The sequence below is a fragment of the Roseateles sp. PN1 genome (genome assembly GCF_038419725.1).
Taxonomy (GTDB): domain Bacteria; phylum Pseudomonadota; class Gammaproteobacteria; order Burkholderiales; family Burkholderiaceae_C; genus Paucibacter_A.
Genome location: NZ_JBCARA010000022.1, coordinates 1 through 23,372 on the forward strand (window position 1 = coordinate 1; position 23,372 = coordinate 23,372).

Annotated in this window: 26 protein-coding genes; 11 read left to right on the top strand and 15 right to left on the bottom strand. The window is 63.7% G+C overall.

Going from position 1 to position 23,372, the window contains the following annotated elements; all coding sequences use genetic code 11:
- Nucleotides 1-262: 262 nt before the first annotated feature.
- Nucleotides 263-2,047 (bottom strand): phosphoenolpyruvate--protein phosphotransferase, encoded by a 1,785-nt coding sequence (gene ptsP / locus AABB87_RS22480; RefSeq protein WP_341973557.1) that lies wholly within the window; start codon nucleotides 2,045-2,047, stop codon nucleotides 263-265.
- 125 nt (nucleotides 2,048-2,172) lie between these two features.
- Here ptsP and AABB87_RS22485 point away from each other — a divergent pair, with 125 nt between their 5' ends.
- Complete coding sequence (locus AABB87_RS22485) at nucleotides 2,173-3,048, top strand: GNAT family N-acetyltransferase (RefSeq protein ID WP_341973558.1); 876 nt, start codon at nucleotides 2,173-2,175, stop codon at nucleotides 3,046-3,048.
- 33 nt (nucleotides 3,049-3,081) lie between these two features.
- Here the strand turns inward: AABB87_RS22485 and AABB87_RS22490 are convergent, their stop codons facing one another.
- Genes AABB87_RS22490 through AABB87_RS22500 form a run of 3 tightly spaced genes read right to left on the bottom strand, consistent with a single transcriptional unit; the run spans nucleotide 3,082 to nucleotide 4,329 of the window.
- The gene (locus AABB87_RS22490; protein WP_341973559.1) at nucleotides 3,082-3,351 is read right to left on the bottom strand and encodes an HPr family phosphocarrier protein; all 270 of its coding nucleotides are present in this window, start codon (nucleotides 3,349-3,351) and stop codon (nucleotides 3,082-3,084) included.
- A 9-nt stretch (nucleotides 3,352-3,360) separates the two neighbouring features.
- Entirely contained in the window at nucleotides 3,361-3,768 is a 408-nt protein-coding gene (locus tag AABB87_RS22495) for a PTS sugar transporter subunit IIA (RefSeq protein ID WP_082680259.1), read from the bottom strand.
- 33 nt (nucleotides 3,769-3,801) lie between these two features.
- Nucleotides 3,802-4,329: a hypothetical protein gene (locus AABB87_RS22500; RefSeq protein WP_341973561.1), complete on the bottom strand. Its 528-nt coding sequence runs from the start codon at nucleotides 4,327-4,329 to the stop codon at nucleotides 3,802-3,804.
- Nucleotides 4,330-4,380: 51 nt separating this feature from the next.
- On the opposite strand from AABB87_RS22500, the gene AABB87_RS22505 reads away from it, so the two are divergent.
- The 3 genes from AABB87_RS22505 (at nucleotide 4,381) to AABB87_RS22515 (ending at nucleotide 7,573) form a co-directional block, all read left to right on the top strand.
- Complete coding sequence (locus tag AABB87_RS22505; RefSeq protein ID WP_341973562.1) at nucleotides 4,381-5,646, top strand: CaiB/BaiF CoA transferase family protein; 1,266 nt, start codon at nucleotides 4,381-4,383, stop codon at nucleotides 5,644-5,646.
- Between the two features lie 198 nt (nucleotides 5,647-5,844).
- Nucleotides 5,845-7,041 carry a hypothetical protein gene (locus AABB87_RS22510; protein WP_058721954.1) on the top strand — a complete coding sequence of 399 codons (1,197 nt, stop codon included), beginning with the start codon at nucleotides 5,845-5,847 and terminating at the stop codon, nucleotides 7,039-7,041.
- 25 nt (nucleotides 7,042-7,066) lie between these two features.
- Nucleotides 7,067-7,573 (top strand): TlpA disulfide reductase family protein, encoded by a 507-nt coding sequence (locus AABB87_RS22515; RefSeq protein ID WP_341973563.1) that lies wholly within the window; start codon nucleotides 7,067-7,069, stop codon nucleotides 7,571-7,573.
- Between the two features lie 113 nt (nucleotides 7,574-7,686).
- On the opposite strand, the gene lipA is transcribed toward AABB87_RS22515, so the two are convergent.
- Nucleotides 7,687-8,694, bottom strand: coding sequence for a lipoyl synthase (gene lipA, locus AABB87_RS22520; protein WP_058721952.1), 1,008 nt, complete (start codon nucleotides 8,692-8,694; stop codon nucleotides 7,687-7,689).
- Between the two features lie 42 nt (nucleotides 8,695-8,736).
- Complete coding sequence (gene lipB, locus AABB87_RS22525; RefSeq protein ID WP_341973564.1) at nucleotides 8,737-9,408, bottom strand: lipoyl(octanoyl) transferase LipB; 672 nt, start codon at nucleotides 9,406-9,408, stop codon at nucleotides 8,737-8,739.
- A gap of 119 nt (nucleotides 9,409-9,527) precedes the next feature.
- On the opposite strand from lipB, the gene AABB87_RS22530 reads away from it, so the two are divergent.
- Complete coding sequence (locus AABB87_RS22530; protein ID WP_341973565.1) at nucleotides 9,528-10,214, top strand: tetratricopeptide repeat protein; 687 nt, start codon at nucleotides 9,528-9,530, stop codon at nucleotides 10,212-10,214.
- On the opposite strand, the gene AABB87_RS22535 is transcribed toward AABB87_RS22530, so the two are convergent.
- From AABB87_RS22535 to AABB87_RS22565, 7 genes are all read right to left on the bottom strand, one after another.
- Nucleotides 10,198-10,473 (bottom strand): DUF493 family protein, encoded by a 276-nt coding sequence (locus AABB87_RS22535; RefSeq protein ID WP_058721949.1) that lies wholly within the window; start codon nucleotides 10,471-10,473, stop codon nucleotides 10,198-10,200. The two genes, AABB87_RS22530 and AABB87_RS22535, sit on opposite strands and share 17 nt — an antisense overlap.
- 14 nt (nucleotides 10,474-10,487) lie before the next feature.
- Nucleotides 10,488-11,363 (bottom strand): D-amino acid aminotransferase, encoded by an 876-nt coding sequence (locus tag AABB87_RS22540; RefSeq protein ID WP_341973566.1) that lies wholly within the window; start codon nucleotides 11,361-11,363, stop codon nucleotides 10,488-10,490.
- Nucleotides 11,364-11,426: 63 nt separating this feature from the next.
- Nucleotides 11,427-12,584, bottom strand: a complete 1,158-nt coding sequence (locus tag AABB87_RS22545; RefSeq protein WP_341973567.1) for a D-alanyl-D-alanine carboxypeptidase family protein — start codon at nucleotides 12,582-12,584, stop codon at nucleotides 11,427-11,429.
- A gap of 50 nt (nucleotides 12,585-12,634) precedes the next feature.
- A complete protein-coding gene (locus tag AABB87_RS22550) occupies nucleotides 12,635-13,255 on the bottom strand; it encodes an alpha/beta hydrolase (RefSeq protein ID WP_341973568.1) in 621 nt (206 codons plus the stop codon).
- Nucleotides 13,256-13,258: 3 nt separating this feature from the next.
- The gene (locus tag AABB87_RS22555) at nucleotides 13,259-13,585 is read right to left on the bottom strand and encodes a (2Fe-2S) ferredoxin domain-containing protein (protein ID WP_058721945.1); all 327 of its coding nucleotides are present in this window, start codon (nucleotides 13,583-13,585) and stop codon (nucleotides 13,259-13,261) included.
- 41 nt (nucleotides 13,586-13,626) lie between these two features.
- Nucleotides 13,627-14,739, bottom strand: coding sequence for a VanZ family protein (locus tag AABB87_RS22560; RefSeq protein WP_341973569.1), 1,113 nt, complete (start codon nucleotides 14,737-14,739; stop codon nucleotides 13,627-13,629).
- Between the two features lie 11 nt (nucleotides 14,740-14,750).
- Nucleotides 14,751-15,179, bottom strand: a complete 429-nt coding sequence (locus AABB87_RS22565; protein ID WP_058721943.1) for a CopD family protein — start codon at nucleotides 15,177-15,179, stop codon at nucleotides 14,751-14,753.
- 320 nt (nucleotides 15,180-15,499) lie between these two features.
- Here AABB87_RS22565 and hemB point away from each other — a divergent pair, with 320 nt between their 5' ends.
- Both hemB and AABB87_RS22575 read left to right on the top strand, forming a co-directional pair.
- A complete protein-coding gene (gene hemB / locus AABB87_RS22570; RefSeq protein WP_058721942.1) occupies nucleotides 15,500-16,516 on the top strand; it encodes a porphobilinogen synthase in 1,017 nt (338 codons plus the stop codon).
- Nucleotides 16,517-16,548: 32 nt separating this feature from the next.
- Nucleotides 16,549-17,646 (top strand): magnesium transporter CorA family protein, encoded by a 1,098-nt coding sequence (locus AABB87_RS22575; protein ID WP_058721941.1) that lies wholly within the window; start codon nucleotides 16,549-16,551, stop codon nucleotides 17,644-17,646.
- Nucleotides 17,647-17,695: 49 nt separating this feature from the next.
- On the opposite strand, the gene ybeY is transcribed toward AABB87_RS22575, so the two are convergent.
- Both ybeY and AABB87_RS22585 read right to left on the bottom strand, forming a co-directional pair.
- Nucleotides 17,696-18,133, bottom strand: coding sequence for an rRNA maturation RNase YbeY (gene ybeY / locus AABB87_RS22580; protein ID WP_058721940.1), 438 nt, complete (start codon nucleotides 18,131-18,133; stop codon nucleotides 17,696-17,698).
- Nucleotides 18,130-19,203 carry a PhoH family protein gene (locus AABB87_RS22585; protein WP_341973570.1) on the bottom strand — a complete coding sequence of 358 codons (1,074 nt, stop codon included), beginning with the start codon at nucleotides 19,201-19,203 and terminating at the stop codon, nucleotides 18,130-18,132. Before AABB87_RS22585 ends, ybeY begins: the two co-directional genes overlap by 4 nt.
- A 242-nt stretch (nucleotides 19,204-19,445) precedes the next feature.
- Between AABB87_RS22585 and AABB87_RS22590 the strand changes: the two genes are divergently transcribed.
- From AABB87_RS22590 to ruvB, 4 genes are all read left to right on the top strand, one after another.
- Complete coding sequence (locus AABB87_RS22590) at nucleotides 19,446-20,930, top strand: sensor histidine kinase (RefSeq protein WP_341973571.1); 1,485 nt, start codon at nucleotides 19,446-19,448, stop codon at nucleotides 20,928-20,930.
- A gap of 131 nt (nucleotides 20,931-21,061) precedes the next feature.
- On the top strand, nucleotides 21,062-21,715 hold the full coding sequence (locus tag AABB87_RS22595; protein WP_058721938.1) for a response regulator: 654 nt from the start codon (nucleotides 21,062-21,064) through the stop codon (nucleotides 21,713-21,715).
- 23 nt (nucleotides 21,716-21,738) lie between these two features.
- Nucleotides 21,739-22,311, top strand: coding sequence for a Holliday junction branch migration protein RuvA (gene ruvA / locus AABB87_RS22600; protein ID WP_058721937.1), 573 nt, complete (start codon nucleotides 21,739-21,741; stop codon nucleotides 22,309-22,311).
- Complete coding sequence (gene ruvB / locus AABB87_RS22605) at nucleotides 22,308-23,366, top strand: Holliday junction branch migration DNA helicase RuvB (protein WP_341973572.1); 1,059 nt, start codon at nucleotides 22,308-22,310, stop codon at nucleotides 23,364-23,366. Before ruvA ends, ruvB begins: the two co-directional genes overlap by 4 nt.
- Nucleotides 23,367-23,372 lie beyond the last annotated feature (6 nt).

Here is a 23,372-nt window from a genome sequence, read left to right on the forward strand (position 1 = left end):
GTCAAGCGTTTTAAAAACTTCTTTCGATATGTTTTTCAACGCTCTCACTTCACGCTACAAAACCGAATTCTCATTCAATGCTGTCTCGTTGCCGAAACAAGCTTCTCTGTAGCGAAGCCCTCTACTGTAGCACAGGAATTTTGAGCGTCGCAAGACAATCCGCAGATGAAGGCAAAGAAATGGCAGGCCACGTCCGATGCCATGCGCGCGCATCGCCTCGAGAACATCTCGGGCAGGCTAGCGCGGGGCCGCCCCATCTCTCTCAGTGCTTTAAAGAAGAAGGCTTTTGGAGGCTGAACGCCAACTCAGCATCACGCTGAGGATCGTCACTGGTCAGCAGATCAGGCAGAACGCGCGCAAGACGGCTGGCGTCTGCTCGTAACACGCGCTGCTTCACCGAGGGAATCTGCGAGGGGTGCATGGAGAAGCTGCGCAGACCCATGGCCAGCAACAGATCAGTGAACAGCGGGTCGCCAGCCATTTCACCGCAGACGCTGACCGACTTCCCGGCCGCGCGGGCCTGGCTGATGGAATGCGCCAGCAAGTGCAGCACGGCCGGGTGCCACGGGTCGTACAGATGCGCCACCGCTTCGTCGGCGCGATCAATCGCCAAGGTGTACTGAATCAAATCATTGGTGCCGATGGACACGAAGTCGACATGCGGCAACAGCAGGGGCAACATGACGGCGGCGGCGGGAATCTCGATCATCACGCCCAGCTCAACCTTGGTATAGGCGCGGCCAGCATCAGTCAATTGCTGCTGAACCTTCTTGAGGGCCTCCTGAATCTGCCGAACTTCACTCAGGTGGGCCACCATCGGGATCAACAAGCGCACCTTGCCGAATGCACTGGCCCGGTAAATGGCGCGCAATTGCTGGCGGAACATACTAGGCTCCGCCAAACTCCAACGAATCGCACGCAAACCCATGGCGGGGTTCAGCACATGTTCATGGCGCAACTCGCTGGCACTCATGCGATCCAAAGGTTTGTCAGCCCCCACATCGACCGTGCGGATGGTGACAGGCATGCCGCGCATGGCCTCCACGGCGGCACGGTAGGCGAGGAATTGCTCTTCTTCGCTGGGCAACTCGCCGCCGCGGTTCATGAACAGAAACTCGCTGCGGAACAGACCCACGCCCGTGGCGCCCACCTCAACCGCCCCCACGGCGTCAGCGGGCAATTCAATATTCGCGTGCAGTTCCACCTTCTCGCCATCTAGGGTCACCGCCGGGGTATGGCGCAGGCGAGCCAAGCGCGCACGCTCCAATTCGCTCTGGCGTTGGCGGAAGCGGTACTCCTCCAGCATGATGGGAGAAGGATTGACGATCACGGCGCCAGCATCACCGTCAATGATGACCCAATCGTCCTGGCGAATCAGACGCGACGCTTCTCGGGTACCGACGATGGCCGGAATGTCCATGCTGCGCGCCACGATGGCGGTATGCGAGGTGCGGCCACCGATGTCGGTGATGAATCCATGGAACACACTGCGCTTGAACTGCATCATGTCCGCCGGCGCGATATCAGCAGCCACCAGCAGCAAAGGATCTTCGCCGGCGAAATCTCGTTGCACCACGCTGGCCGCATCGGTCGGCGCCTGACCTTGCTCGCGCGCCAAAGCGCTCAAAACGCGTTCAACCACCTGCTCCAGGTCGGCCTTTCGTTCGCGCAGATAGTCATCTTCCATCTCGTCGAACTGACGCGCCAAGACTTCCAACTGCGCGGACAAAGCCCATTCGGCGTTGTAGTGCCGCTCGATGATCCATTGCCGGGTTGCACCCACCAAGGCCTCGTCGTGCAAAAGCATCAGATGCACATCGAGCAGCGCTGCCAGCTCATGAGGCGCGTCGGCGGGCAGGTCCTGCTTGAGCGCCTCCAACTCCTGCGCCACTTCGTCGCGGCCCCGCATGGCGCGCTTGATCTCGGCCTCGACCTGATCATCGGCAATGAAATAGTGGGCGACATCCATGCGGCTGGACGTGACCAAAACGGCGCGGCCAATGGCCACACCACGCGAAACCGGAATGCCAAAGACCTGAAAGCTCATGGCTTGACTTTAGCAGCCGGCAGCGCCAATTCACCTCGTCATTGAATCGTCATTCCTGAGTCACGCCGGCGTCACCCGTAACGCCGAGCATGGCTGGGCTTGCAACGACTTGAATGAGGCTACCCATGCGGGATCTTCCCCTGCCGACTCTTCCCTTCTCCGACCTGAGGCCCAAGCCGCAGAAGTTGGCCGAGCAGCATGCACATGCGCGGCAGCAGCCCCACTCTCCGCTGGCGCCCATTGAGCTGGACAGTAAGCGCGCCGCGCCAGCCCGCCTGGACGTGAGTTGGGCCCGCAGCGAGGACGAAATCCGCGAAGCCCAGGCCCTGCGCTACCAAGTCTTTGCCGAAGAAATGGGCGCACGCCTGTGCGTACCCAAGGGCGCACCGCCCAAGCTGGACATCGACACCTTCGACGCTTTTTGCGAACACCTGCTGGTGCGCGAAGTACGGGGCGACGGCCGCAAAGGCAAGGTCATCGGCACCTACCGCGTGCTGACCCCGGCGGCGGCCAAGCGCGCCGGTGGCCTGTACAGCGAGACTGAGTTCGACCTGACCCGCCTGCGCAGCCTGCGTGAACGCATGGTGGAACTGGGCCGCTCCTGCATCCACCCCGACCACCGATCCGGCGGCGCCATCATGGTGCTGTGGGGTGCCTTGGCGGAATTCATGCTGCGCAATGAACTCGACACCATGATTGGCTGCGCCAGCGTCAGCATGCGCGACGGCGGCCACTTCGCCGCCAGCTTGTGGAAACAGCTGGAAAAAACCCATTTGGCCGGCATCGAATGGCAAGTCAGGCCGCGTTTGCCGCTGCCGGTGGACGACCTGCGCCAAGACCTCGTGGTGGAAGCACCGCCGCTGATCAAGGGCTATCTGCGCTGCGGCGCGCGCATCCTCGGCGCGCCCGCCTGGGATCCAGACTTCAACACCGCGGACCTGCCGATGATGATGCGCATCCAGGACCTGCCCGCGCGCTACCGGCGCCACTTCATCGAGTAAGGAGCCGGGCTTCGCCGCAGCGAAGCCTCAAATTTACTGGCCTTCGCCGAACTTATCGTTGACTAGCGCGGTCAAAGCCTCGTGCGCAGCCTGCTCGTCCGGCCCTTCGGTTTCCAACTCAACCTGTGAACCGATGCCGGCGGCCAGCATCATCACACCCATGATGCTTTTGGCGTTGACGCGGCGGCTGTTGCGGCTCATGAAGACTTCGCACTGAAAAGAACCAGCCAGCTTGGTCAGCTTGGCGGAGGCACGGGCATGCAGCCCGAGCTTGTTGCTGATGGTCAAAGTCGATTTGATCATTATTGAAATTCAGGGCTCGGAAGAAGAACTCAACACAGTTTGACCGCATTGCATGATGCCCGCCACGCCGCCATCAACGGCACGCTTGGCCAGCACATCCAAGGGTTCGCGGGCGTAGCACAGCGAGCGCCACAACATCGGCGCATTGACGCCGCAAACCACCCGGACCGAATCACCCGCGAGGCGCAAAGCGGCATTGTGCGGCGAGGCGCCAAACACGTCCGTCAGCACCAGGCATTGCTCATGACCCGCCGCCAACAACAAGGCGCGCGCCTGCGCTTCGATGGCTTCCACCGACTGATCCGGCGTCACATCCAAGACCGCCAACTGCGGCGCGCATTGCGGAAAGGTATGTTCGGCCACCGCTTTGAGGGCGGAGGCCAAGGGCGCATGGGCAATCACAAGAAGTCCGGGCATGGCTTCATTATCAGTGCGGAACGCAGACAGACTTCATTGGACCCCACCCAACTTGAGGGCTGCGAGGAAAGTCTGCCAAGCCGCTGCATCCGGCTTGGGCGCCAGCAGCATGGCTTGATAGACCCGCTGGCCGCGTGTGAACACCGCCACCTGGGCGGATTGATTGGCGCCAAGCAGGGTTTGCATCTGCGCCTCGGGGTTGGGCGTCATGCCCGCCACCTGCACCGGCAGCAACTCGCCGGGCTTGGCGGCCAGCTTGGTGGCCAGGCTTTCTCGCATCTGCCGCAAGGCCGGGGTCACCTGGGTCGGATCAGCAACCTCAGCCCACGACAGCGAGAAGCTGGCCTCGCCCGCCTTGCACTGCGCCAGCCCCATGCGGCCGGGCCCTTGGGCGCCGCCAGCAGGCCGATTGAGTAGCTCCGGCTTGCAAGGGAACAAGGCTTGCGCATCCGAGCCTTCAGGCCTGACTTCGCGCCAGTCCAGGGTGGGCGAGCAGGCGCCGAGCAGGGTGGCGGCAACAGTGGCGAAGCCAAAGGCAACAAAGGGGCGAGCGCTTTTCATGCGGGCATTATGGGAGCGGCGGCCGCCAAACCCTGACGCACAATTCAAACCATGCCCAACAAGTCAAGCTCCCCCTCCGCCGCCCCGGCATTGCCCGCCATGTCACTCGCCGGCGTGCGGGTGCTGGACCTCTCCCGTGTGTTGGCCGGCCCCTGGTGCACGCAAACCTTGGCCGACCTAGGGGCCGACGTGATCAAGGTCGAGCGCCCCGGCAGCGGCGACGACACCCGCGCCTGGGGCCCGCCCTATCTGAAGAACGCCGAAGGCGCCGACACCAGCGAGGCCGCCTACTATCTGGGCGCCAACCGCAACAAGCGCTCCATCGCCATCGACATCGCCACGCCCGAGGGCCAAGCCTTGATCCGACAGCTGGCGGCTGGCGTGGACGTGCTGGTGGAGAACTTCAAGGTCGGCGATCTGGCGCGTTACGGCCTGGACGCGCAAAGCCTACAGGCCGAGAACCCTGGCCTGGTGGTCTGCTCCATCACCGGCTTTGGCCAGAGCGGGCCTTACCAAGACCGCGCCGGCTACGACTACGCCATTCAAGGCATGGGCGGCCTGATGAGCGTCACCGGCGAGCGCGATGACTTGCCCGGCGGCGGGCCGCAAAAGGTGGGCGTGGCCGTGGCGGACCTGTTCACCGGGCTGTACGCCACCGTGGCCATCCTCGCGGCGCTGCGCCACCGCGACGCGACCGGCCAAGGCCAAACCATCGACATGGCCTTGTTGGACACGCAGCTGGCCATGCTGGCCAATTTGGGTAGCAACTATCTGTGCACCGGCAAGGCGCCGGGCCGCATGGGCAATGCGCACCAGAACATCGTGCCCTACCAGGTGTTTGAAGCGGCAGACGGGCATGTCATCGTCGCGGTGGGTAATGACAATCAATTCGCCAAGTTCTGCGGCATCCTGGAGCAGCCAGCATGGGCGCAAGACCCTCGCTTCGCCAGCAATGCCGCACGGGTGCGCCACCGCGAACTCCTGGTGCCGTTGATCGCCGCCGTCATCAAAACCCAGCCCCGGCAACACTGGTTGTCGGCCATGGAAGCGGCCAAAGTGCCTTGCGGCCCCATCAACAATCTGGCCGAAGCCTTTGCCGACCCGCATGTGCAAGCACGCGAGATGACCGTGGCCATGCCCCACCCTTTGAGCGAGCAGCTGCGCCTGGTGGCCAGCCCGATCAAGCTATCGGCCACGCCGGTGCGCTATCGCCACGCGCCGCCCTTGCTCGGCCAGCACAGCCACGAGTTGCTGCGTGAGGCCGGCTTGGATGCGGCGCAGATCCAGGCACTGCTGGCCACCAAGGTCGTTGCCTGAGCCAGCGGGAATTGGCAAATTTCCCTGGTTTTCGTTAAAACTTACTCGTTTTGCCGCTAACCGGCAGGCATTATCAGGAATTCCCCCGGATCGGGGGATAGACGCTAGCAAGCCTGGCCCCGACCATCAGCGCCGCTGTGGGCACTCCACGAAAAGCCCAAAACCTCTACAAAGGTCTACCCGCAGATTGCACGACCCATGGTCACCAACTCCACTTCCCCTCACTCCGCGAACGCCGGCACCGCTGCGGCGAACGACGTCGCCAGCGCGCCTGACCATGCGCAATGGGGTGAGATCGTGCAATTACTGGGCGCCGAAATCGCCGGCCCGCTGAGTTCCGCGCTGGAGCGCATCCACAGCCTGGTCAGCACCGGCCAGATCGACCGCCAAAGCCTGCGCGCCCTGCGCGACAGCGTTTCGCAAGCGCGTGAGGCCGGCATGGTGGGGCAGCAACTGGCTCGGCTGGCCTCGGGCCGCTTGCGCCTGTCGCGTGAACGCCTGCACCTGACCCAGATCCTGCGCGGCGTACTGACCCAGCGCAGCCGTGAAACCCAGGCACGCGGCATCCAGATCCGCCAGTCACTCAAGCCCATCGAAGTGATGGCCGACGGCTCGCTGCTGTTTTCGCTGCTGAATGCCTTGATGGACTGGGCGCTGGCCAATACCCACTCCTCCATCGACCTGCGCCTGGACCTGAGCTCCTGGCCGGCCAAGGCTCGCTTGGTGTGCCGCTTTGCGCATCGCTCGCTGGAGCTGCTCGATGCGCAGCAAGAATTCGAAACACCGGCGAACCTGAACGCCCTGGGCTGGCGCCTGGTGGAGCAAACCGCCCTGACCATGGGCGTGCTGCCCCTGCGCGAGGACGAAGCCGGCATCACCGTGCTGACGCTGGAATTCCCCCACACGGTGGGCGAAGAGCCCGGCATGTCGGATGTGGACCCCGAGGGCCGCGAGTCGATCTGGGAATCCAAACCATCCACCACCGCGGGCCGGCGCGACTACCAACCGTCCAGCAACTCCAAGCCCCTGGCGGGCAGCCATGTGCTGATCATTGCCCAGAGCCGCGATCTGCGCACGCAAATCCAGACCGCAATTCAGCACATGGGCTTGATCGTGGATGTGGTCAGCAGCATGGACGAAGCCTCGGTGTTCTGCGCCGAAGGCCTGCCGCACGGCATCGTGTTCGAAAGCGCGCTGCGCGGGCCGGACTTCGACATGCTGTTCGAAGACATCATGCGCGAAGTGCCGATGTTCAGCTTTGTCGAGGTGATGGCCGAGTCGCACATGACCCAGCTGTCCACCGCCACCAGCGACGGCCTGGCTCGCATCTCACGCCAGCACCTGAGCGATGCCCTGCCCTCCGTGCTGCTGTTCGAACTCTCCAAAGAGTTCTGAGCCCCGCGCCCGCTAAACTGCGGGCATGAAGACCTCTCGTTGGATCGCCCCCGCCCTGCTCCTGCTCGCCATTGGCGCCGCAGGACTTTGGGCCACCCTGGGCAGCAAGTATGAAAAAGCTCCGGCGGTCAGCTATGTGCTGCTGGACGGCGCCAAGTTCGATTCCAGCCAATGGGCCGGCAAGGTCATGCTGGTGAACTTCTGGGCCACCAGCTGCACCACCTGCGTCAAAGAGATGCCCGAACTCATCGCCACGCATGAGAAGTTCAAGGCCAAGGGCTTTGACACTCTGGCGGTGGCAATGAGCTATGACGCGCCGGACTTTGTGGCCAACTTCGCCGAGAGCCGCCGCCTGCCCTTCAGCGTGGCGATCGACAACACCGGCGAGATCGCCAAGCAGTTCGGCAAGGTGCAGCTCACGCCCACCACCTTCTTGATCAATAAGCGCGGCGAGATCGTCAAACGCTATGTCGGCGAACCGGATTTCGCAGCCCTGCACGGCTTGGTAGAAAAGCTGCTGGCCGAGAGCTGAACGCAACCGCGCCTTTGCGGCGCCGAAATAAGACAAGCCGCTGAAGTCCCCGACTTCAGCGGCTTGTTTGCTTCTTGGCGGCGCAAAAAAAGCGCCGGGCACATGCTGCCTACTTACTTGCTTGCGGCGGCGTCAATCGCCTGCGTGGCCTGCTCCGCCTGATGATCGGCGTGATAGCTGGAGCGCACCATGGCGCCCACGGCGGCATGGCTGAAGCCCATCTTGTAGGCCTCGGCCTCGAACATCTTGAAGGTATCTGGATGCACATAACGGCGCACCGGCAGATGGTGGCCGCTGGGGGCCAGGTATTGCCCCAGCGTCAGCATATCCACATTGTGGGCGCGCATATCGCGCATGACCTGCAGGATCTCTTCGTCGGTTTCGCCCAAGCCGACCATGATGCCGCTCTTGGTCGGCACGCCCGGCACTTCGTCCTTGAAGCGCTTGAGCAGATCGAGGCTGAACTGATAGTCGGAGCCCGGGCGCGCTTCCTTGTACAGGCGCGGCGCGGTTTCCAAGTTGTGATTCATCACGTCAGGCGGCGCGGCGCGCAAGATGTCCAGGGCGCGATCGGCGCGGCCTCGGAAATCGGGCGTTAGGATTTCAATCTGGGTGCTGGGGCTGAGCTCGCGCACCTTCTGAATGCACTCGGCGAAATGGCCGGCGCCGCCGTCGCGCAGATCGTCGCGATCCACGCTGGTGATCACCACATACTTGAGCTTGAGCGCTGCGATGGTCTTGGCTAGATTCAGCGGCTCGTCCACATCCAGCGGATCGGGGCGGCCATGGCCCACATCGCAGAAGGGGCAGCGGCGGGTGCACTTATCACCCATGATCATGAACGTGGCCGTTCCCTTGCCGAAGCATTCACCGATATTCGGGCAGGACGCTTCCTCGCACACCGTGTGCAGCTTGTGCTCGCGCAGGATTTGCTTGATTTCGTAGAAGCGGGTCGAGGGCGAACCGGCCTTGACGCGAATCCAGTCCGGCTTCTTCAGCATCTCGCCAACCGGCACGATCTTGATTGGGATGCGCGCGGTCTTGGCTTGCGCCTTTTGCTTGGCGCTGGCGTCATAGGCCTCGCCGGTCTTGAGTTCGTGGGTGGTGTTGTCGCTAGCCATTACTGCTTCTTTCGTCAGCTCTTGTGGAGCCCCATTCTTGATTCAGTTTTGCAACTGCGCGCTGAGGCGCTCGCCAAAGCGCTGGGCCACCGTGGGCCAGTCCGCAAAGACGCCAAGTGTAACGAGGTCCACCGTGGCCAGCCCTGCGTAGCCGCAGGGGTTGATGCCGGCGAAGGGCTTCAGGTCCATGGTCACATTGAGCGCCACCCCGTGATAGGTGCAATGGCGGCTGACCTTGATGCCCAAAGCCGCCACCTTGCCCAGGCCCTGAAAAGGCTGCAAGGGGTCGACCGGCCCGCTCAGCGCCGTATGGGCGCCGGGCTCATCCAAGCGCACATAAATGCCCGGCGCGCCACTGACCCGGTGGCCGGTAACGCCAAAGCCGCTCAGCGTCTGGATCACCGCCGCTTCCAGGCGAAACACATACTCGCGCACAAAGTAGCCGGCGCGCTGCAGATTGATCAGCGGGTAGGCCACCACCTGGCCGGGGCCGTGATAGGTCACCTGGCCGCCGCGATTGGTTTGCACCACCGGGATGCCCTGAGCATCCAGCACATGGTCGGCCTTGCCGGCCAGGCCTTGGGTGTAGGTGGGCGGGTGCTCGCACAGCCAGATCTCGTCCGGCGTGTCGGGGCCGCGAGCCTCGGTGAAGTCGCGCATGGCGGCGACGGTGGTCTCGTAGTCGACCAGGCCCAGTGTTTTCACAAGAATCATGGCGGAATGTTAGCGCCAGCCTGTAAGACCCCAGAACCCTGGGCCGACTCAGCTTGAACTAGGCTTGTCAGCCTGGCAGCCTGGCAGCCTGGCAGCCTGGCAACCGAAAAGGATCTCCTATGCGCAGACCACTCATCATCGTCACCGCCCTGCTGCTGGCCGCAGTACCGCTGCGCCCTTGGGCCGCCGAAGGCGCCAACAGCGCCTTGGATCAAGCCCTGGCGGCCTATGAAGCCGGCGACGTGAAAGCGGCAGCCCGTGGTTTCAAAACGCTCTCCAGCCGCAAGCAGCTGCCGCTGGCCGACTACAACCTGGCCATGCTGCACATCCGTGGTGAACTGCCACGCAATGATTTGAGTCAGGCGCAGCGGCTGTTGAAACGCGCGGCGGCCAACGGTCTGCTGCGCGCCGAATTGGCTTTGGGCACGTTTTACGAGCAAGGCCTGCAATCCACGACGGGCCGGCCCGATTTGCAGCAAGCCCATCACTGGTACGGCCTGGCGGCGCAACATGGCAGCAGCGATGCCCAAGTCGCCCTGGGCACGGCCTACTACCTGGGCCGCGGCGTGGCCACCGACACGGCCCAAGCGGCGCAGTGGTTCCGCGCTGCAGCCAATCAGGGTGATGAGGGCGCGCAGTATTTGCTGGCCTCGATGTACGAAGCCGGGCTGGGCCTGACGCAAGACCTGCGCTTGGCGCGCTACTGGTACGAGGCCGCCGCCCACAACGGCGACGTGGCCGCACCCTACAAGGTGAAGGAAATCGATCAGCGCCTGCAGGCGCAGGCACTCACAGCACCACTTTGACCATGGGGTGGGTGGTCAGGGTGCGGTAGAGCTCGTCGAGTTGCTCGCGGCTGGTAGCCAAAACGGTGATGGTGACACCCAGATAGTTGCCGGCCTTGCTGGGCCGGGTCTCCACCGTGGCGGCGTCAAACTCGGGGTCGAAGTTCTTCGCCACCATCACCACCGCCTCGACAAAGCCCTCCACATGGGCGCCCATCACCTTGATGGGGAAACGCGAGGGGTATTCGATCAGCGATTGCTCGGGAGGAACGGGCTTCATGACGGAGACTTTTTCTAAATAGATTGAATGCGTTTGGCCGCTTGATAGGCCTCGAACAGTTTGGCATACACCGGGCCGGGCTTGCCGTGCAGGGCGCCGTGGCCGACCGGCTGATGATCCAGGCGCGTGACGGCCAGCACTTCCTTGGTGGCCGAGCTGAGAATGATTTCATCCGCCGCCAAGACCTCGGCCTCGGTGATGGGGCGCTGGTTAAAGCCCAGGCCCGCCTCGGCGCAGAGCTCATGCAGCAACTCCATGCGCACGCCTTCGAGCACATGCTCGCTTTTGGGCGGGCCCAGCAAAGCGCCTTCTTTGACGATCCAGACATTCGAGGCCGAGGCCTCGGTCAGGAAGCCATCGCGGAACAGAATCGTCTCGGCGGCGCCCTCGTCAGCGGAGATCTGCCTGGCCAGCACATTGCCCAGCAGCGAGATGCTTTTGATGTCGCCGCGCTCCCAGCGGAAGTCGCGCGCGGTGATGCAGGCCACGCCGTGATGACGCTCTTCCGGCGTCGGCCACTTGGCCGGGCTGCTGTAGGCGAACAAGGTCGGCGCCAAGTCCTGCGGCATCACATGGTTGCGAGGCGCCACACCTCGGGTGATTTGCAGATAGACCCACTGATCCGGCGCCTCCACCTTGGAGATCAGCTTGCGCGCCAAGGCCAGCAGCTGCTCGCGCAGCATGGGGCTGCTCATGCGCAATTTGGCCAGGCTGCGTTCCAGCCGCTCCATATGCGCTTCGAAGCGGAAAATACGCCCGCCGTAGACCGGCAGCAACTCGTACACGCCGTCGCCGAAGATGAAGCCCCGGTCCATCACCGAGACCTTGGCTTCGGCCAGCGGCGCGAACTCGCCGTTCAAGTAGCACATCACATCGGGCAGTCGGTTCATGCGTGATCCCTCAAAGCTGACGAACACCTCGAAGAACCGAGCTTACGCCCAAGTGCAGCGAAATTACTTGATCCAGAGCCGCAAAGAATCCCAAGCGCGACCCAAGAGGCCGGCTTGCGGCACGGCATCCAGCACCACCAGGGGCACTTCGGAAACGGCCACGCCTGCGGCGGTGCTGACCTTGACCGTGCCGACGCGCTGGCCCTTGGTCAGCGGCGCCACCAGCGGGTCGGTGCGCTCGATCTTGGTTTGCAGCTTGGCACCATCGCCACGCGGCACGGCCACGAACACGGCGCCCGCCGCGCCCAGCTTGGCTTCGGGCGCAGCGCCCTTCCAGACTGGCACGGTGGCAATGGCCTGATCCTTGTCGAACAGGCGCACCGCGTCGAAGCTGGTGTAGCCCCAGTTCAGCAACTTCTGGCTTTCATTGGCGCGGGCTTCCTTAGAAGCGGTGCCCATCACCACGCTGAGCAGACGGCGCTTGCCATTGGGGAAGTCGCGCTGGGCGCTGGTCACCAGGCAGTAACCGGCGGCGTCGGTGTAGCCGGTCTTCATGCCGTCCACGGTCGGGTCGCGGCGCAGCAGCAGATTGCGGTTTTCCTGGCGGATCTTGTTGAAGGTGAAGTCCTTCTGCGAGTAGTAGCTGTAGTACTCGGGGAAGTCGCGAATCAGGTGCGAGGCAATCACCGACAAATCGCGCGCGCTGCTCTTGTGGCCGGGCTCGGTCATGCCGGTGACGTTCTTGAACTCGGTGTTCTTCAAGCCCCAAGCCTGCACCTGGCGATTCATCATCGCCACAAACTGCTCGGTCGAACCGGCCACGCCCTCAGCCAACGCCACCGAGGCATCATTGCCGGACTGCACAATCATGCCCTTGAGCAGCTCTTCGACCTTGGGCGTCATCAAGGTGTCGATGAACATCAGCGAAGGGTCGCCCTTGCGCTCATCCCAGGCGCGCTTGGAGACGGGCAGGGTCTGCTCCAGCGTCAGCTTCTTGTCGCGCAAGGCGCCGAAGACGACGTAGGCCGTCATCAGCTTGGTCAGCGAAGCTGGGTCGTTCGGCTTGTCAGCGTCGTACTCGGTCAGCACGCGGTTGGCGGTCATGTCCAGCAGCAGATAGCTGCGTGCGGCCAGCTCGGGCGACTGCGGGGCTTGGGCCACTACGGTATGGCTGGCGAAAGCGGTGGCCGCGGCCACGCTGAAAACAATCAGTTGTTTCATGGGGAGGAGTCTCGAAATCAGTGAGGCAAGAATGCCGCTCGAATGTTCAGTTAGGCTGACCAGGCGCGCAGCACAATGCTCTTGAGCAGCGGCAGCTGCCCGTGGAAAAAATGACCCACACCGGGAACCACGGTGATGGGCAGGGATTGCGGGCGCGCCCAGTCCAGCACAGAGCTGAGCGGCACGACATCATCTTGTTCGCCGTGGATCACCAAGGTGTCTGCCGGCACGGCGGCCGTATCGAACCGACTGGTGGCGGGGCCGACCAGCACCAGGCGCTGGGCGCGCTGCTCTTCAGGCAGGCGCAGCGCGGCCTGCGAGGCCACATAGCCACCGAAGGAAAAGCCGGCCAGCACCAAAGGCTCGCCCGGCTCGCGCAGCGCCTGCAGCACGGCCAGGGCATCGTCGATCTCGCCGCGGCCTTCGTCCCAGCCGCCTTCGGACTTGCCGATGCCGCGGAAGTTGAAGCGCACGGTGCGCAGGCCCAGTTCAACAAACGCACGTGCCAGCGTCTGCACCACCTTGTTGTCCATGGTGCCGCCCTGGGTCGGGTTAGGGTGGCAGATCAGCGCCAGCCCCTTGGGCTCTTGCTCACCGACCGGGCGGTCGAGGGCGCATTCAATCGCTCCGGCGGGGCCGGCGACCACGATTTTCTGGGTACGCGGATTCACAGATCAACGGCCGATGTTGTCGGGCAGGCGCAGGCGCTCAACCACCACGCCATTCTTCAGATGCTGCTCGACGATCTCGTCGATATCGCTGTTGTCCACAAAGCTGTACCAAACTGCTTCGGGGTAGACCACGGCCACCGGCCCACCGGCGCAGCGATCCAGGCAGCCGGCCTTGTTGACCCGCACTGCGCCGGGGCCGCCCAGGCCCAAATCGCGAACCCGCGCCTTGCAATGGTCAAAGCCCTGCTGCGCGCCATGTTGGGCGCAGCTGTTATCACCGTTCTCACGCTGATTCAGGCAAAAGAAGATGTGACGTTCAAAATAGCTCATGCGGTCTATTGTAGGCAGCCGCATCCCGCGGCCGCAGCCCTTCAGACCACACGTCGCCCAATCAAGGTCAGCAGCCAGGCGATCGCCGCAAAAGGCCAGACCCAGCCTATCCACTGCGCCAGGCCGTAGAGGTTGATGAAGCGGCCCTGCTCCCAGGCTTGCTGGCTCAGGTGCAGGTAGGGGCTGGTGGGCGCCTGGCTGATCAGCCCGATCAGGGCGCACATCACCACCAGGCCAAGCGCCGCACACAAGCGCCGCGGCAGCAGCATGGCCAGCAGCGCCAGCACCATGGCCAAAGCCAGGCCCGGCCAGGTGGCCAGGGTCAGCCAGGCCCAGATATGCTGCGGGCCAAAATTCATCGCGGTGGACAGCGCGGTCGCAAACATGCCCAGCGCCAGCGCGCCAAACACCAGCACCAGGCGGCGCCATCCGGGCCGCGCCACCGCCAGCGCCAGCAAGATTGGCGACAGCAAGCCCAGCGCAATCACCAGCGCTTCCAGGCCCGGCGGCAGGGCGCGGGCCATGTCCAGGGCGACATCGGTGTCGTCGGCCCATTGCACCGCCCAGGGCGTGTCGGCCAACAAACTCACCGCCAAGTTCTGCAGGCGCGGCAGCCATTGGCCCAAGCCCAGGGGTACGGCGGTGGGGAACAGCAAACCCACCGGCCACAAGGCCAGCAGCGCCAGCGCGCCGGCGCTGTGCGGCTGAAACCAGTACTCGCTCAGCTCATGCCAGCGCCGCAGGCCGCCAACAGCGTGCAGCAGCGCGCCCAAAGCCACACCGGCCCAGGCCCCGCCGACGTTGAGCAGCCAGTCCAGTGAGGAAGGCACCCGCCCGGGCAGGAAGTACTGCAAGCTCTCCAACGCAAAAGACAAGACCGGCGCGAGCAGCAGACCTAAGGCCAAACTGCCGCGCAAACCCCAACCACTGCGCAGCGCGGCGGCAAAAGACAGCAAGCCCAGGGGCAGATAGCCCAGCGCATTGGCCTGCATATCAAACGTACCGAAGTAGCGCGGCCAAGGCAGACCGATCAGATCGGGCAGCGCCATGCCCGGCGGCCAGGTCCAGGGCCAGAACGGGTAAAGGCTGGCATAGACCACCAAGGCCAGATAGGCCAGCAGCAGCCAGGTGGCGGAACTTTGCCGGCGCACCATGGTGTGGGCACTCAGAAGGGCTTGACCACCACCAAAACCACGATGGCGATGAATAGCAGCACCGTGACTTCGTTGAAGACCCGGAACCAGCGATGACTGCGCCGATTGCTGAGCGTCTCAAAGCTGCGCAAGATGCGACCGCAAGCATGGTGGTAGCCGCCCACCGCCAGCACCAGCGCCAGCTTGGCATGCATCCAGCCATTGCCCGGGCCACGGCCGATGCCGTAGTAAAGCCATAGCAGCAGGCCCAAGGCCAGGGCGGGCAACATCAGCAGCGTGCAAAAGCGATAGAGCTTGTGCGCCATCAGCAGCAGGCGTTCGCGCTCGGCGTGGCTGTCTGTGGGCACCATGGCCAGGTTGACGAACAATCGTGGCAGATAAAACAAGCCGGCAAACCAGCTGGCCACGAAGACGATATGAAAGGCTTTGATCCAGAGCATGGCGCCATTATGCGGGGCAGCATCAACTGGGCTTGATCGAGCGGGCGGCCCATCGAACAGGCAAAAAAAACCCCGGCTCAAGGCCGGGGTGAGAAAGCCCTATCGCTGTCATGACGCTAAGGCTCCTGCTCAGGGAGGAAAAGCAGGGAACGACCACCTTGCGGCTATCATTCAGAGGAAATAATAACAGAATTGATACAGATGCACAGTACGCGCAATTGCTTAGATTGAGCAATTTCAGCGCGAAACCGCCTCAGCCAGATACGGTGACGCCTCAGCGCCGCCGCCCACATCAGCCCCCTAGCCGCCGCATGCCCACTATGAAAAGTGCTATTCCCGCCCCCTTTCCCGCCAGCCGGCCGCGCCGCCTGCGCCGTGACGCCTTCACCCGCGCCCTGGTGCGTGAAAACGGTTTGCGCAGCAGCGATCTGATACTTCCCGTTTTTGTGCACGAGGGCGCCAACCGGGTCGAGCCCGTGCTGTCCATGCCCGGCGTGTCGCGCCTGAGCCTGGACCGGCTGCTGGATGTGGCGCGTGAATGCGTGGACCTGGGCATTCCGGTGCTGGCCCTGTTTCCGGTCATCGACGCCAGCCTGAAAACACCCGACGGCATCGAAGCCACCAACCCCGACGGCCTGGTGCCCCGCGTGGTGCGCGCCCTCAAAGCCCAAGTGCCCGAGCTGGGCCTGCTGACCGACGTCGCCCTGGACCCCTTCACCAGCCATGGCCAGGACGGCGTGCTGGACGAGCGCGGCTACATCATCAATGACCGCACCGTCGAGCTGCTCACCGCGCAAGCGCTGGTGCAGGCCGAGGCCGGCGTCGACATCGTGGCCCCCAGCGACATGATGGATGGCCGCATCGGCGCCATCCGCCAGGCGCTTGAGGCCAAGGGTCACATCCATACCCGCATCATGGCCTACAGCGCCAAGTACGCCAGCGCCTTCTACGGCCCCTTCCGCGATGCGGTGGGCTCGGCCGCCAATCTGGGCAAGGCCGACAAGAAGACTTACCAGATGGACCCCGCCAACAGCGACGAGGCCTTGCGCGAAGTGGCGCTGGATCTGGCCGAAGGCGCGGACATGGTGATGGTCAAGCCCGGCATGCCGTATCTGGACATCGTGCGCCGGGTCAAGGACGAGTTCCGCGTGCCCACCTTCGCCTACCAGGTCAGCGGTGAATACGCCATGATCAAGGCCGCCGCCGCGAATGGCTGGCTGGACCATGACGCGGTAATGATGGAAGCCCTGCTGGCCTTCAAGCGCGCCGGCGCCGATGGCGTGCTGACTTACTTCGCACTGGAAGCTGCCCGCTTGCTCAAGGCCGGCAAGGCCTAAGCCCGTTCCTCCAGCCGCTTCCGCCACAGCCCATGCGCTTTTTCCACATCCACGACGAGCACTTCATCGAGCTGGCCCAGCTGCCTTCGGACCGCCCCGCCGAAGGCTTTTTGTGGATCAGCTATGCGCGCAAGGAATTCGATCAGCAATACCTGGAGTTGCAACTGGCCTTGCAGCGCTGGGACTGCGGCCAGCTGGTGGATCTGCACATCGCCGACCTGCTCAATCCGCAGCTGGCCTCAAACTTCGACTACACGTCTTGGTATGACTTGATGATCTTCCAGCGCCTGGCCGCCCAGCCGGCCGGTGAAGAACCAGCGCCAGACGATGTGAAGGCCAATCTTGCTGCGGCTGAGACGGCGCTCAAAAACATCGACACCAGCCCGCTCGGCTTCGCGGTGTTTGACCATGTGCTGATCACCATCCACCCCGATGCCTGCTCGGTGCGCGAGTTCTTCGCCGACAAGCTGGGGCAGCTGACCGAAGGGCGCGATCTGCGCGGTAGCTCGCGCCTGCCCAGCAGCCCGGCCGAGCTGATGCTGCGCATGGTCAACCACCTGGTGGACAATTTTCTGGAGCTGCGCCGCCAGCTCAGCCGCCACCTGGGCAGCTTGCAGCGCGCGCTGATGGACGGCCACACCCATTTCGACAACTGGCCCCTGCTGCTGGCCTCCCGCGACGCGCTGCACCGGCTGGAAGAAATCAGCGAAGACCAGCGCAGCGCGGTGCAGGAATGGATCGACTCGCTGGACGAATGGCCGGCCAGCGATAACGCCAAGATTCAACGGGAGCGGGAACTGCTGCGGGTGCGCTCACGCGATGTGCTGGAGCATATCGAGCGGGTGCTGACCCATGTGCGGCGCCTGGAGTCCTCCAGCGAGGCGGCGGTGCAAATGCACTTCTCGGCCCTGGGCCACCGCACCAACGCCATCATGCGCACGCTGACGGTGCTGACCGCCATCTTCCTGCCGCTGAACCTGATCACCGGCATCTTCGGAATGAACTTCGATGGCCTGCCACTGATTCACAAGGCCACCGGCGTTTGGTTCGCCTTCGGTCTGATGCTGGCGGTGGGCTTAGGGCTGGGCCTGTTCTTCTGGCGCAAGCGCTACCTCAGCAGCCGCCACTGAGCTGCCGCGCCACGCTTGGCAACAGGCAGTCAGGCGATCAATCAACCAATCAGTAAGGGTCGGCGAAACCCAGCGCCAGCATCAACTCGGTCTCACGCGCTTCCATGCAGGCGGCCTCGTCGTCCTCCTCGTGGTCGTAACCCTGGGCATGCAAGGTGCCGTGCACCAGCATATGGGCATAGTGAGCGGCGATGTCGATTTTGGCGTCCAGGGCCTCACGCTCCACCACCTCGGCGCAAATCACCAGGTCGGCGCAGACCACCGGCTCATGGCTGTAGTCAAAGGTCAGCACATTGGTGGCGTAGTCCTTGGCGCGGAACTCTTTGTTGAGGCGCTGGCCTTCTTCGGCGCCAACGATGCGCACGGTGATCTCACCCGGCAACTCCAGCGCCGCGCGGATCCACTTGGCCACCTTGTGTCGGGGCAAGAGGGCGCGGTGGCGTGGGTCAGCAAACTGCAGGGACAAATTCAATTCCGGCTGGCTCATGCAGCGCTCCTCTTGATGGCTTGGGCTTCTTGTTTGGCCTGCAAGGCGCTGCGGGCCTCGTAGGCTTCAACGATGCGGGCCACCAGCGGATGGCGCACCACATCGGCACTGGTGAAACGTGTCATGGCAATTCCCTTGACCTTGGCCAAGACTCGCTCGGCATCGACCAAGCCGCTCAGCGTGCCCTTGGGCAGGTCCACCTGGCTGGTATCCCCGGTCACCACGCATTTGCTGCCGAAGCCGATGCGGGTCAGGAACATCTTCATCTGCTCGGGCGTGGTGTTCTGCGCCTCGTCCAGAATCACGAAGGCATGGTTGAGCGTGCGCCCGCGCATAAAGGCCAGGGGCGCCACTTCCAGCAGCCCCTTCTCAAAGGCCTTGGTGACGCGATCGAAACCCATCAAGTCGTAGAGCGCGTCGTACAGCGGGCGCAGATAGGGGTCGACCTTCTGGGTCAGATCGCCAGGCAAAAAGCCCAGGCGCTCACCGGCTTCCACCGCCGGGCGGGTCAGGATGATGCGTTGCACCGTGCTGCGCTCCAGCGCGTCCACCGCGCAGGCCACGGCCAAAAAGGTCTTGCCGGTGCCGGCCGGCCCGAGGCCGAAGGTGATGTCGTGCGCCATGATGTGGCGCAGGTATTCGTGTTGGCGCGCCGTGCGGCCGGCCAAGTCGGGGCGGCGGGTGCGCAGCACCAGTGCGGCTGTGTCGACGGCAGCGGCCGCTGCAGGCGCGGGCTCGGCAGCGGCCTTGGTGGCGCCCTTGCGGCCTTTCGCTGCGCTTGATGATCCACCCTTGGCATTCGTGGCCATGAGTTCGGCAGTGGCTTCGGCCAGCGCCAGTTGCAGGGTCTCGGGCGGAATGGCGCGGCGGGCGCGCTCATACAGCGACTCCAGCAATTGCTGCGTGCGCAGGGCTGCCGGCTTCAGACCGTCAATGCGGAAATGCTCATGCTGGCGACTGATGCGCACGGCCATGGCGACCTCTATCTGGCGCAGGTGTTCGTCCAGGCTGCCGCAGAGGTGGGCCAAGCGCTTGTTGTCGACCGGCGTGAAGTCAAGGCGAAGAATCACAAAAGCACTTTCTTGAGAGAACGTGAAGGGAGTGAAGGTGGGCAATAGGAGGCCGTGAAAGGGTTTGGGCGTTGCAGGCCCTCGACGAATCGCCGTGCCTAGCCGCTCGTGCCCGCGGATATCGACAGATGCACTTGCTGTTATCCGCCCACCACACCGGCCTATTGTCGCCCGGCGCCACCATCACCCCCCGCAGACACAGGGGCATCCAGGGTCACATAGCTCCTGCACAATCGCCCCTCATGCAAAAAATCAAACAAAAGATGCGCGTCGGCCTGTCGCGGGTGAGCCTGCGGAGCAAAGCCGCCTTGGTCCTGCTGGCCACCGGCACCTTGTTGCTGCCCACCGGCCTGCTGGCTCAGGCGAGCACAGCGCTTGAGCCCGCGGCGCTGCAGCTGGGTTTTTCAGCCGCCCTGGCCCAGCAGTGGCTGACCGGCATGCTGCTGGTTTTGAGCGTCATGAGCAGCATCGTCGCCAAGCTCTACCGCCGTGAGGCGCAGCTCAGTTGCTTGGGCAGCATGATGCTGGCAGGCGTGGCCTACCAAGTGCTGCACTACGCCAGCCCCGCCCCCGTGCTGTGGCTGCAAGCCGCTTGCGTGCTGACGCTGGCCTTGGTGCTGAACTTTGGCGCGCAATACCTGCTGCGCCAGTTGGCGGTGCAGCAGCCCAAGCTGGAACAGCTGATGTGGCTGCAAACTCTTTTCATGCCCGTCAGCCTGATGCTGGCAGGCGGATCATTCGGCGGCTGGCTCAGCCAGGCCTGGCATGGGCTGCTGGTCGTGGAGTTGTTGGCGCTGCTGGCTTGGTATCTGCGCCAACGTTGGCAGGCCCTGCGTAGCAACTTGCCGGTGGACGATGGGGCCAACGGCGACCTGCGTTGGCTGAGCCTGCTTTTGGCCCTGAGCGGCGGCGCCCTGTTGGCTGAGTTGGCGCTGGACTTGAGCCTGACGCCCGAAGCGGCGCTGCGCTGGAGCCTTTGGCTTGGCCTGGGCTTGCCGCTGATCATGGTGGGCCTTTGCCTGCACTTCTGTGCCGGTTTCGCACGCGCCCGGCGCGAGAGTGATTTGCAGCAAATTCAGCTGGAGCAGCGCATGGGTGAGCGCGTTGCCGAGATGGAGCGCAACTTCGCCACCTCCGTGGAACAAAAGCTGGAGCAAGTCACCGAGCGCGAGCGCAAACGCATTGCCGCCGATTTGCATGACGACTTGGGTGCCAAGCTGCTGACCATCGTACACACCAGCGAGTCGGATCGCATCTCCACCCTGGCGCGTGAGGCGCTGGAGGAAATGCGCTTATCGGTGCGTGGCCTGACCGGCAAGCCGGTGCAATTGCTGGACGCCTTGGGCGACTGGCGGGCCGAAGTGGTGTCGCGCCTGGGCCAAGCCAATATCCTGGCTGAGTGGAAGGCGCCGGCCGAAGATGTGGAGCACACTTTGCCGGCCCGGGCCTATGTGCAGACCACGCGGATCTTCCGCGAAGCGGTCAGCAACATCATCAAGCACAGCGGCGGCACCCACTGCACGGTCAGCTGCAATGTGCAGGGAGGGGACTTTCAAGTCGTCATCCAAGACAACGGCCAGGGCATTCCGGCCGAGTTGGACGGGCGCCTGGACCGTGGCCACGGCATGGCCAGCATGAAGTCGCGCGCCAAACAAATGCACGGCCAATGCCTGGTGGAGTCCGGCCCCGGCTGGGGAACCGTGATCCGCCTCACGATTCCGCTCTGAAAATGCCCTGCGCCGGCTTCATTGCCCTTGGCAGTGAGCCGATAAAGCCTTACCGTTAAGCGGCTAGCCTGCCGAACGGCTGCGCGTCGCGCGCCGCTTCAGCGACCTACTACTGGGAAAATCACAAGACCATGGACCATATCCTTCTGCTGGAAGACATTCCGGAAATTCGTGCTTGGCTCAAAGCCCTGGTCAAGCAGGTCTTCGTCAACGCCGAAATCACCGAATGCTCACGCGTGCAGGACGCCCTGGCCCTGGTGAACAGCCAGCGCTTCAACCTGGCTTTGCTGGATCTGGGCCTGCCCGACGGCTCGGGCGTGGACGTGATTGCCGCGCTGCGCGAGCGCCAGCCCGAGGCGCAGTCGGTCATCGTCACCATTCACGACGACGACGAACACCTGTTCCCGGCCCTGCAAGCCGGTGCTTTTGGCTATCTGCTGAAAGAACAATCGCGCGAACTGCTGTTTGAACAGCTGCAGCGCATGAGCCAGGGCGAGCCGCCACTGTCGCCCTCCATCGCCCGCAAGGTGATCGCGCATTTCGCCAATCAAAAGCGCCCGCAAGTGGCAGCTGTGCTGCACGAAGTCTCGCTGACGGACCGCGAAACCGAGGTCTTGCTGCGCGTGGCCAAGGGCTACACCCTGCCCGAAATCGGCGTGCAACTGGGCCTGTCCCGCCATACGATTGCAGACTACGTCAAGCAGATCTATCGCAAGCTCAACGTTTCCTCGCGGGCCGAAGCGGCGCTCGAAGCGCAGCGGCTCGGACTCTTCGGCCGCAACTGATTTGGCGGCCCGATAATGGGCCGATGATCGGTCGACTCACTGGCGTCATCGCGGAAAAATCGCCCCCGCAGGTTCTCATCGATGTGCAGGGCGTCGGCTATGAAGTCGACGTGCCCATGAGCACCTTTTACAACCTTCCCGGCCTGGGCGAGAAGGTCGCGCTGCTGACCCATTTCGTGGTCCGTGAAGATGCGCAAATCCTGTTCGGCTTCCTGAGCAGCGAAGAGCGCGGCACCTTCCGCCAGCTCATCAAGATCACCGGCGTGGGACCGAAGATGGCTTTGAGCCTGCTGTCGGGCTTGTCGGTGGCGGAGTTGGCGCAAGCCGTCACCAAACAAGAACTCGGCCGCCTGGTCAAAGTGCCGGGCATCGGCAAAAAGACCGCCGAGCGCCTGCTGCTGGAGCTGAAGGGCAAGCTTGGCGCCGAGTTGGGCGGCCCGGTCAGCGTGGGCAGCGACAACCAGGCCGACATCCTGCAAGCCCTGATCGCCCTGGGCTATAGCGAGAAAGAAGCGGGCCTGGCGCTGAAAGCCCTGCCGCCGGATGTGGGCGTTAGCGACGGCATCAAGCTGGCCTTGCGGGCTCTGTCCAAATGAGCATACAGACCGACGACTTCGCCAGCGCCCCGCAGCAGCGGGTCCTCGCCGCCAACCCCAGCTCGCCGCGCGAAGAAGCGATTGAACGCGCCCTGCGGCCCAAGCTGCTGGACGAGTATGTGGGCCAGACCAAGGCGCGCGAACAGCTGGAGATTTTCATCGGCGCGGCCCGCAAGCGCGACGAGGCCATGGACCATGTGCTGCTCTTCGGCCCACCTGGCCTGGGCAAGACCACGCTGTCCCACATCATCGCTGCCGAGCTGGGCGTGAACCTGCGTCAAACCTCAGGCCCGGTGTTGGAAAAACCCAAAGATCTGGCCGCCATCCTGACCAACCTCGAGAAGAACGATGTGCTCTTCATCGACGAGATTCACCGCCTCTCGCCGGTGGTGGAAGAAATTCTGTACCCGGCGCTGGAGGACTACCAAATCGACATCATGATTGGCGAAGGGCCGGCCGCCCGCTCCATCAAGCTCGATCTGCAGCCCTTCACCCTGGTTGGCGCCACCACCCGCGCCGGCATGTTGACCAATCCGCTGCGCGACCGTTTCGGCATCGTCGCGCGCCTGGAGTTCTACACCGCCACCGAGTTACAACGCATCGTCACCCGCTCGGCGGCGCTGCTGAACACGCCGATTGATGAGATGGGCGCGCTGGAAATTGCCCGCCGCTCACGCGGTACGCCGCGCATTGCCAACCGTTTGCTGCGCCGGGTGCGCGACTATGCCGAGGTCAAGGGCAACGGCCACATCGGCAAAACAGTGGCCGACAAAGCCCTGGCCATGCTGGATGTGGACCCGCAAGGCTTTGACCTGATGGACCGCAAGTTGCTGGAGGCCATCGTGCACCGCTTCGATGGCGGCCCGGTGGGCCTGGAAAACGTGGCCGCCGCCATCGGCGAAGAGGCCGGCACCATCGAAGACGTGATCGAGCCCTATCTGATCCAGCAAGGCTATTTGCAGCGCACGCCGCGCGGCCGCGTCGCCACCCTGGCGGCCTTCAAGCATTTGGGCGTGACGCCGCCTAAAGCGGCCGGTAGCCTGTTCGACGAATAAACGGCC

Bases quoted from the DNA above. Each gene is read 5' to 3' on its own strand.
- ptsP (WP_341973557.1), bottom strand. From the start codon at position 2,047: ATGAGCTTTCAGGTCTTTGGCATTCCGGTTTCGCGTGGTGTGGCCATT.
- AABB87_RS22485 (WP_341973558.1), top strand. From the start codon at position 2,173: ATGCGGGATCTTCCCCTGCCGACTCTTCCCTTCTCCGACCTGAGGCCC.
- AABB87_RS22490 (WP_341973559.1), bottom strand. From the start codon at position 3,351: ATGATCAAATCGACTTTGACCATCAGCAACAAGCTCGGGCTGCATGCC.
- AABB87_RS22495 (WP_082680259.1), bottom strand. From the start codon at position 3,768: ATGCCCGGACTTCTTGTGATTGCCCATGCGCCCTTGGCCTCCGCCCTC.
- AABB87_RS22500 (WP_341973561.1), bottom strand. From the start codon at position 4,329: ATGAAAAGCGCTCGCCCCTTTGTTGCCTTTGGCTTCGCCACTGTTGCC.
- AABB87_RS22505 (WP_341973562.1), top strand. From the start codon at position 4,381: ATGCCCAACAAGTCAAGCTCCCCCTCCGCCGCCCCGGCATTGCCCGCC.
- AABB87_RS22510 (WP_058721954.1), top strand. From the start codon at position 5,845: ATGGTCACCAACTCCACTTCCCCTCACTCCGCGAACGCCGGCACCGCT.
- AABB87_RS22515 (WP_341973563.1), top strand. From the start codon at position 7,067: ATGAAGACCTCTCGTTGGATCGCCCCCGCCCTGCTCCTGCTCGCCATT.
- lipA (WP_058721952.1), bottom strand. From the start codon at position 8,694: ATGGCTAGCGACAACACCACCCACGAACTCAAGACCGGCGAGGCCTAT.
- lipB (WP_341973564.1), bottom strand. From the start codon at position 9,408: ATGATTCTTGTGAAAACACTGGGCCTGGTCGACTACGAGACCACCGTC.
- AABB87_RS22530 (WP_341973565.1), top strand. From the start codon at position 9,528: ATGCGCAGACCACTCATCATCGTCACCGCCCTGCTGCTGGCCGCAGTA.
- AABB87_RS22535 (WP_058721949.1), bottom strand. From the start codon at position 10,473: ATGAAGCCCGTTCCTCCCGAGCAATCGCTGATCGAATACCCCTCGCGT.
- AABB87_RS22540 (WP_341973566.1), bottom strand. From the start codon at position 11,363: ATGAACCGACTGCCCGATGTGATGTGCTACTTGAACGGCGAGTTCGCG.
- AABB87_RS22545 (WP_341973567.1), bottom strand. From the start codon at position 12,584: ATGAAACAACTGATTGTTTTCAGCGTGGCCGCGGCCACCGCTTTCGCC.
- AABB87_RS22555 (WP_058721945.1), bottom strand. From the start codon at position 13,585: ATGAGCTATTTTGAACGTCACATCTTCTTTTGCCTGAATCAGCGTGAG.
- AABB87_RS22560 (WP_341973569.1), bottom strand. From the start codon at position 14,739: ATGGTGCGCCGGCAAAGTTCCGCCACCTGGCTGCTGCTGGCCTATCTG.
- AABB87_RS22565 (WP_058721943.1), bottom strand. From the start codon at position 15,179: ATGCTCTGGATCAAAGCCTTTCATATCGTCTTCGTGGCCAGCTGGTTT.
- hemB (WP_058721942.1), top strand. From the start codon at position 15,500: ATGAAAAGTGCTATTCCCGCCCCCTTTCCCGCCAGCCGGCCGCGCCGC.
- AABB87_RS22575 (WP_058721941.1), top strand. From the start codon at position 16,549: ATGCGCTTTTTCCACATCCACGACGAGCACTTCATCGAGCTGGCCCAG.
- ybeY (WP_058721940.1), bottom strand. From the start codon at position 18,133: ATGAGCCAGCCGGAATTGAATTTGTCCCTGCAGTTTGCTGACCCACGC.
- AABB87_RS22590 (WP_341973571.1), top strand. From the start codon at position 19,446: ATGCAAAAAATCAAACAAAAGATGCGCGTCGGCCTGTCGCGGGTGAGC.
- AABB87_RS22595 (WP_058721938.1), top strand. From the start codon at position 21,062: ATGGACCATATCCTTCTGCTGGAAGACATTCCGGAAATTCGTGCTTGG.
- ruvA (WP_058721937.1), top strand. From the start codon at position 21,739: ATGATCGGTCGACTCACTGGCGTCATCGCGGAAAAATCGCCCCCGCAG.
- ruvB (WP_341973572.1), top strand. From the start codon at position 22,308: ATGAGCATACAGACCGACGACTTCGCCAGCGCCCCGCAGCAGCGGGTC.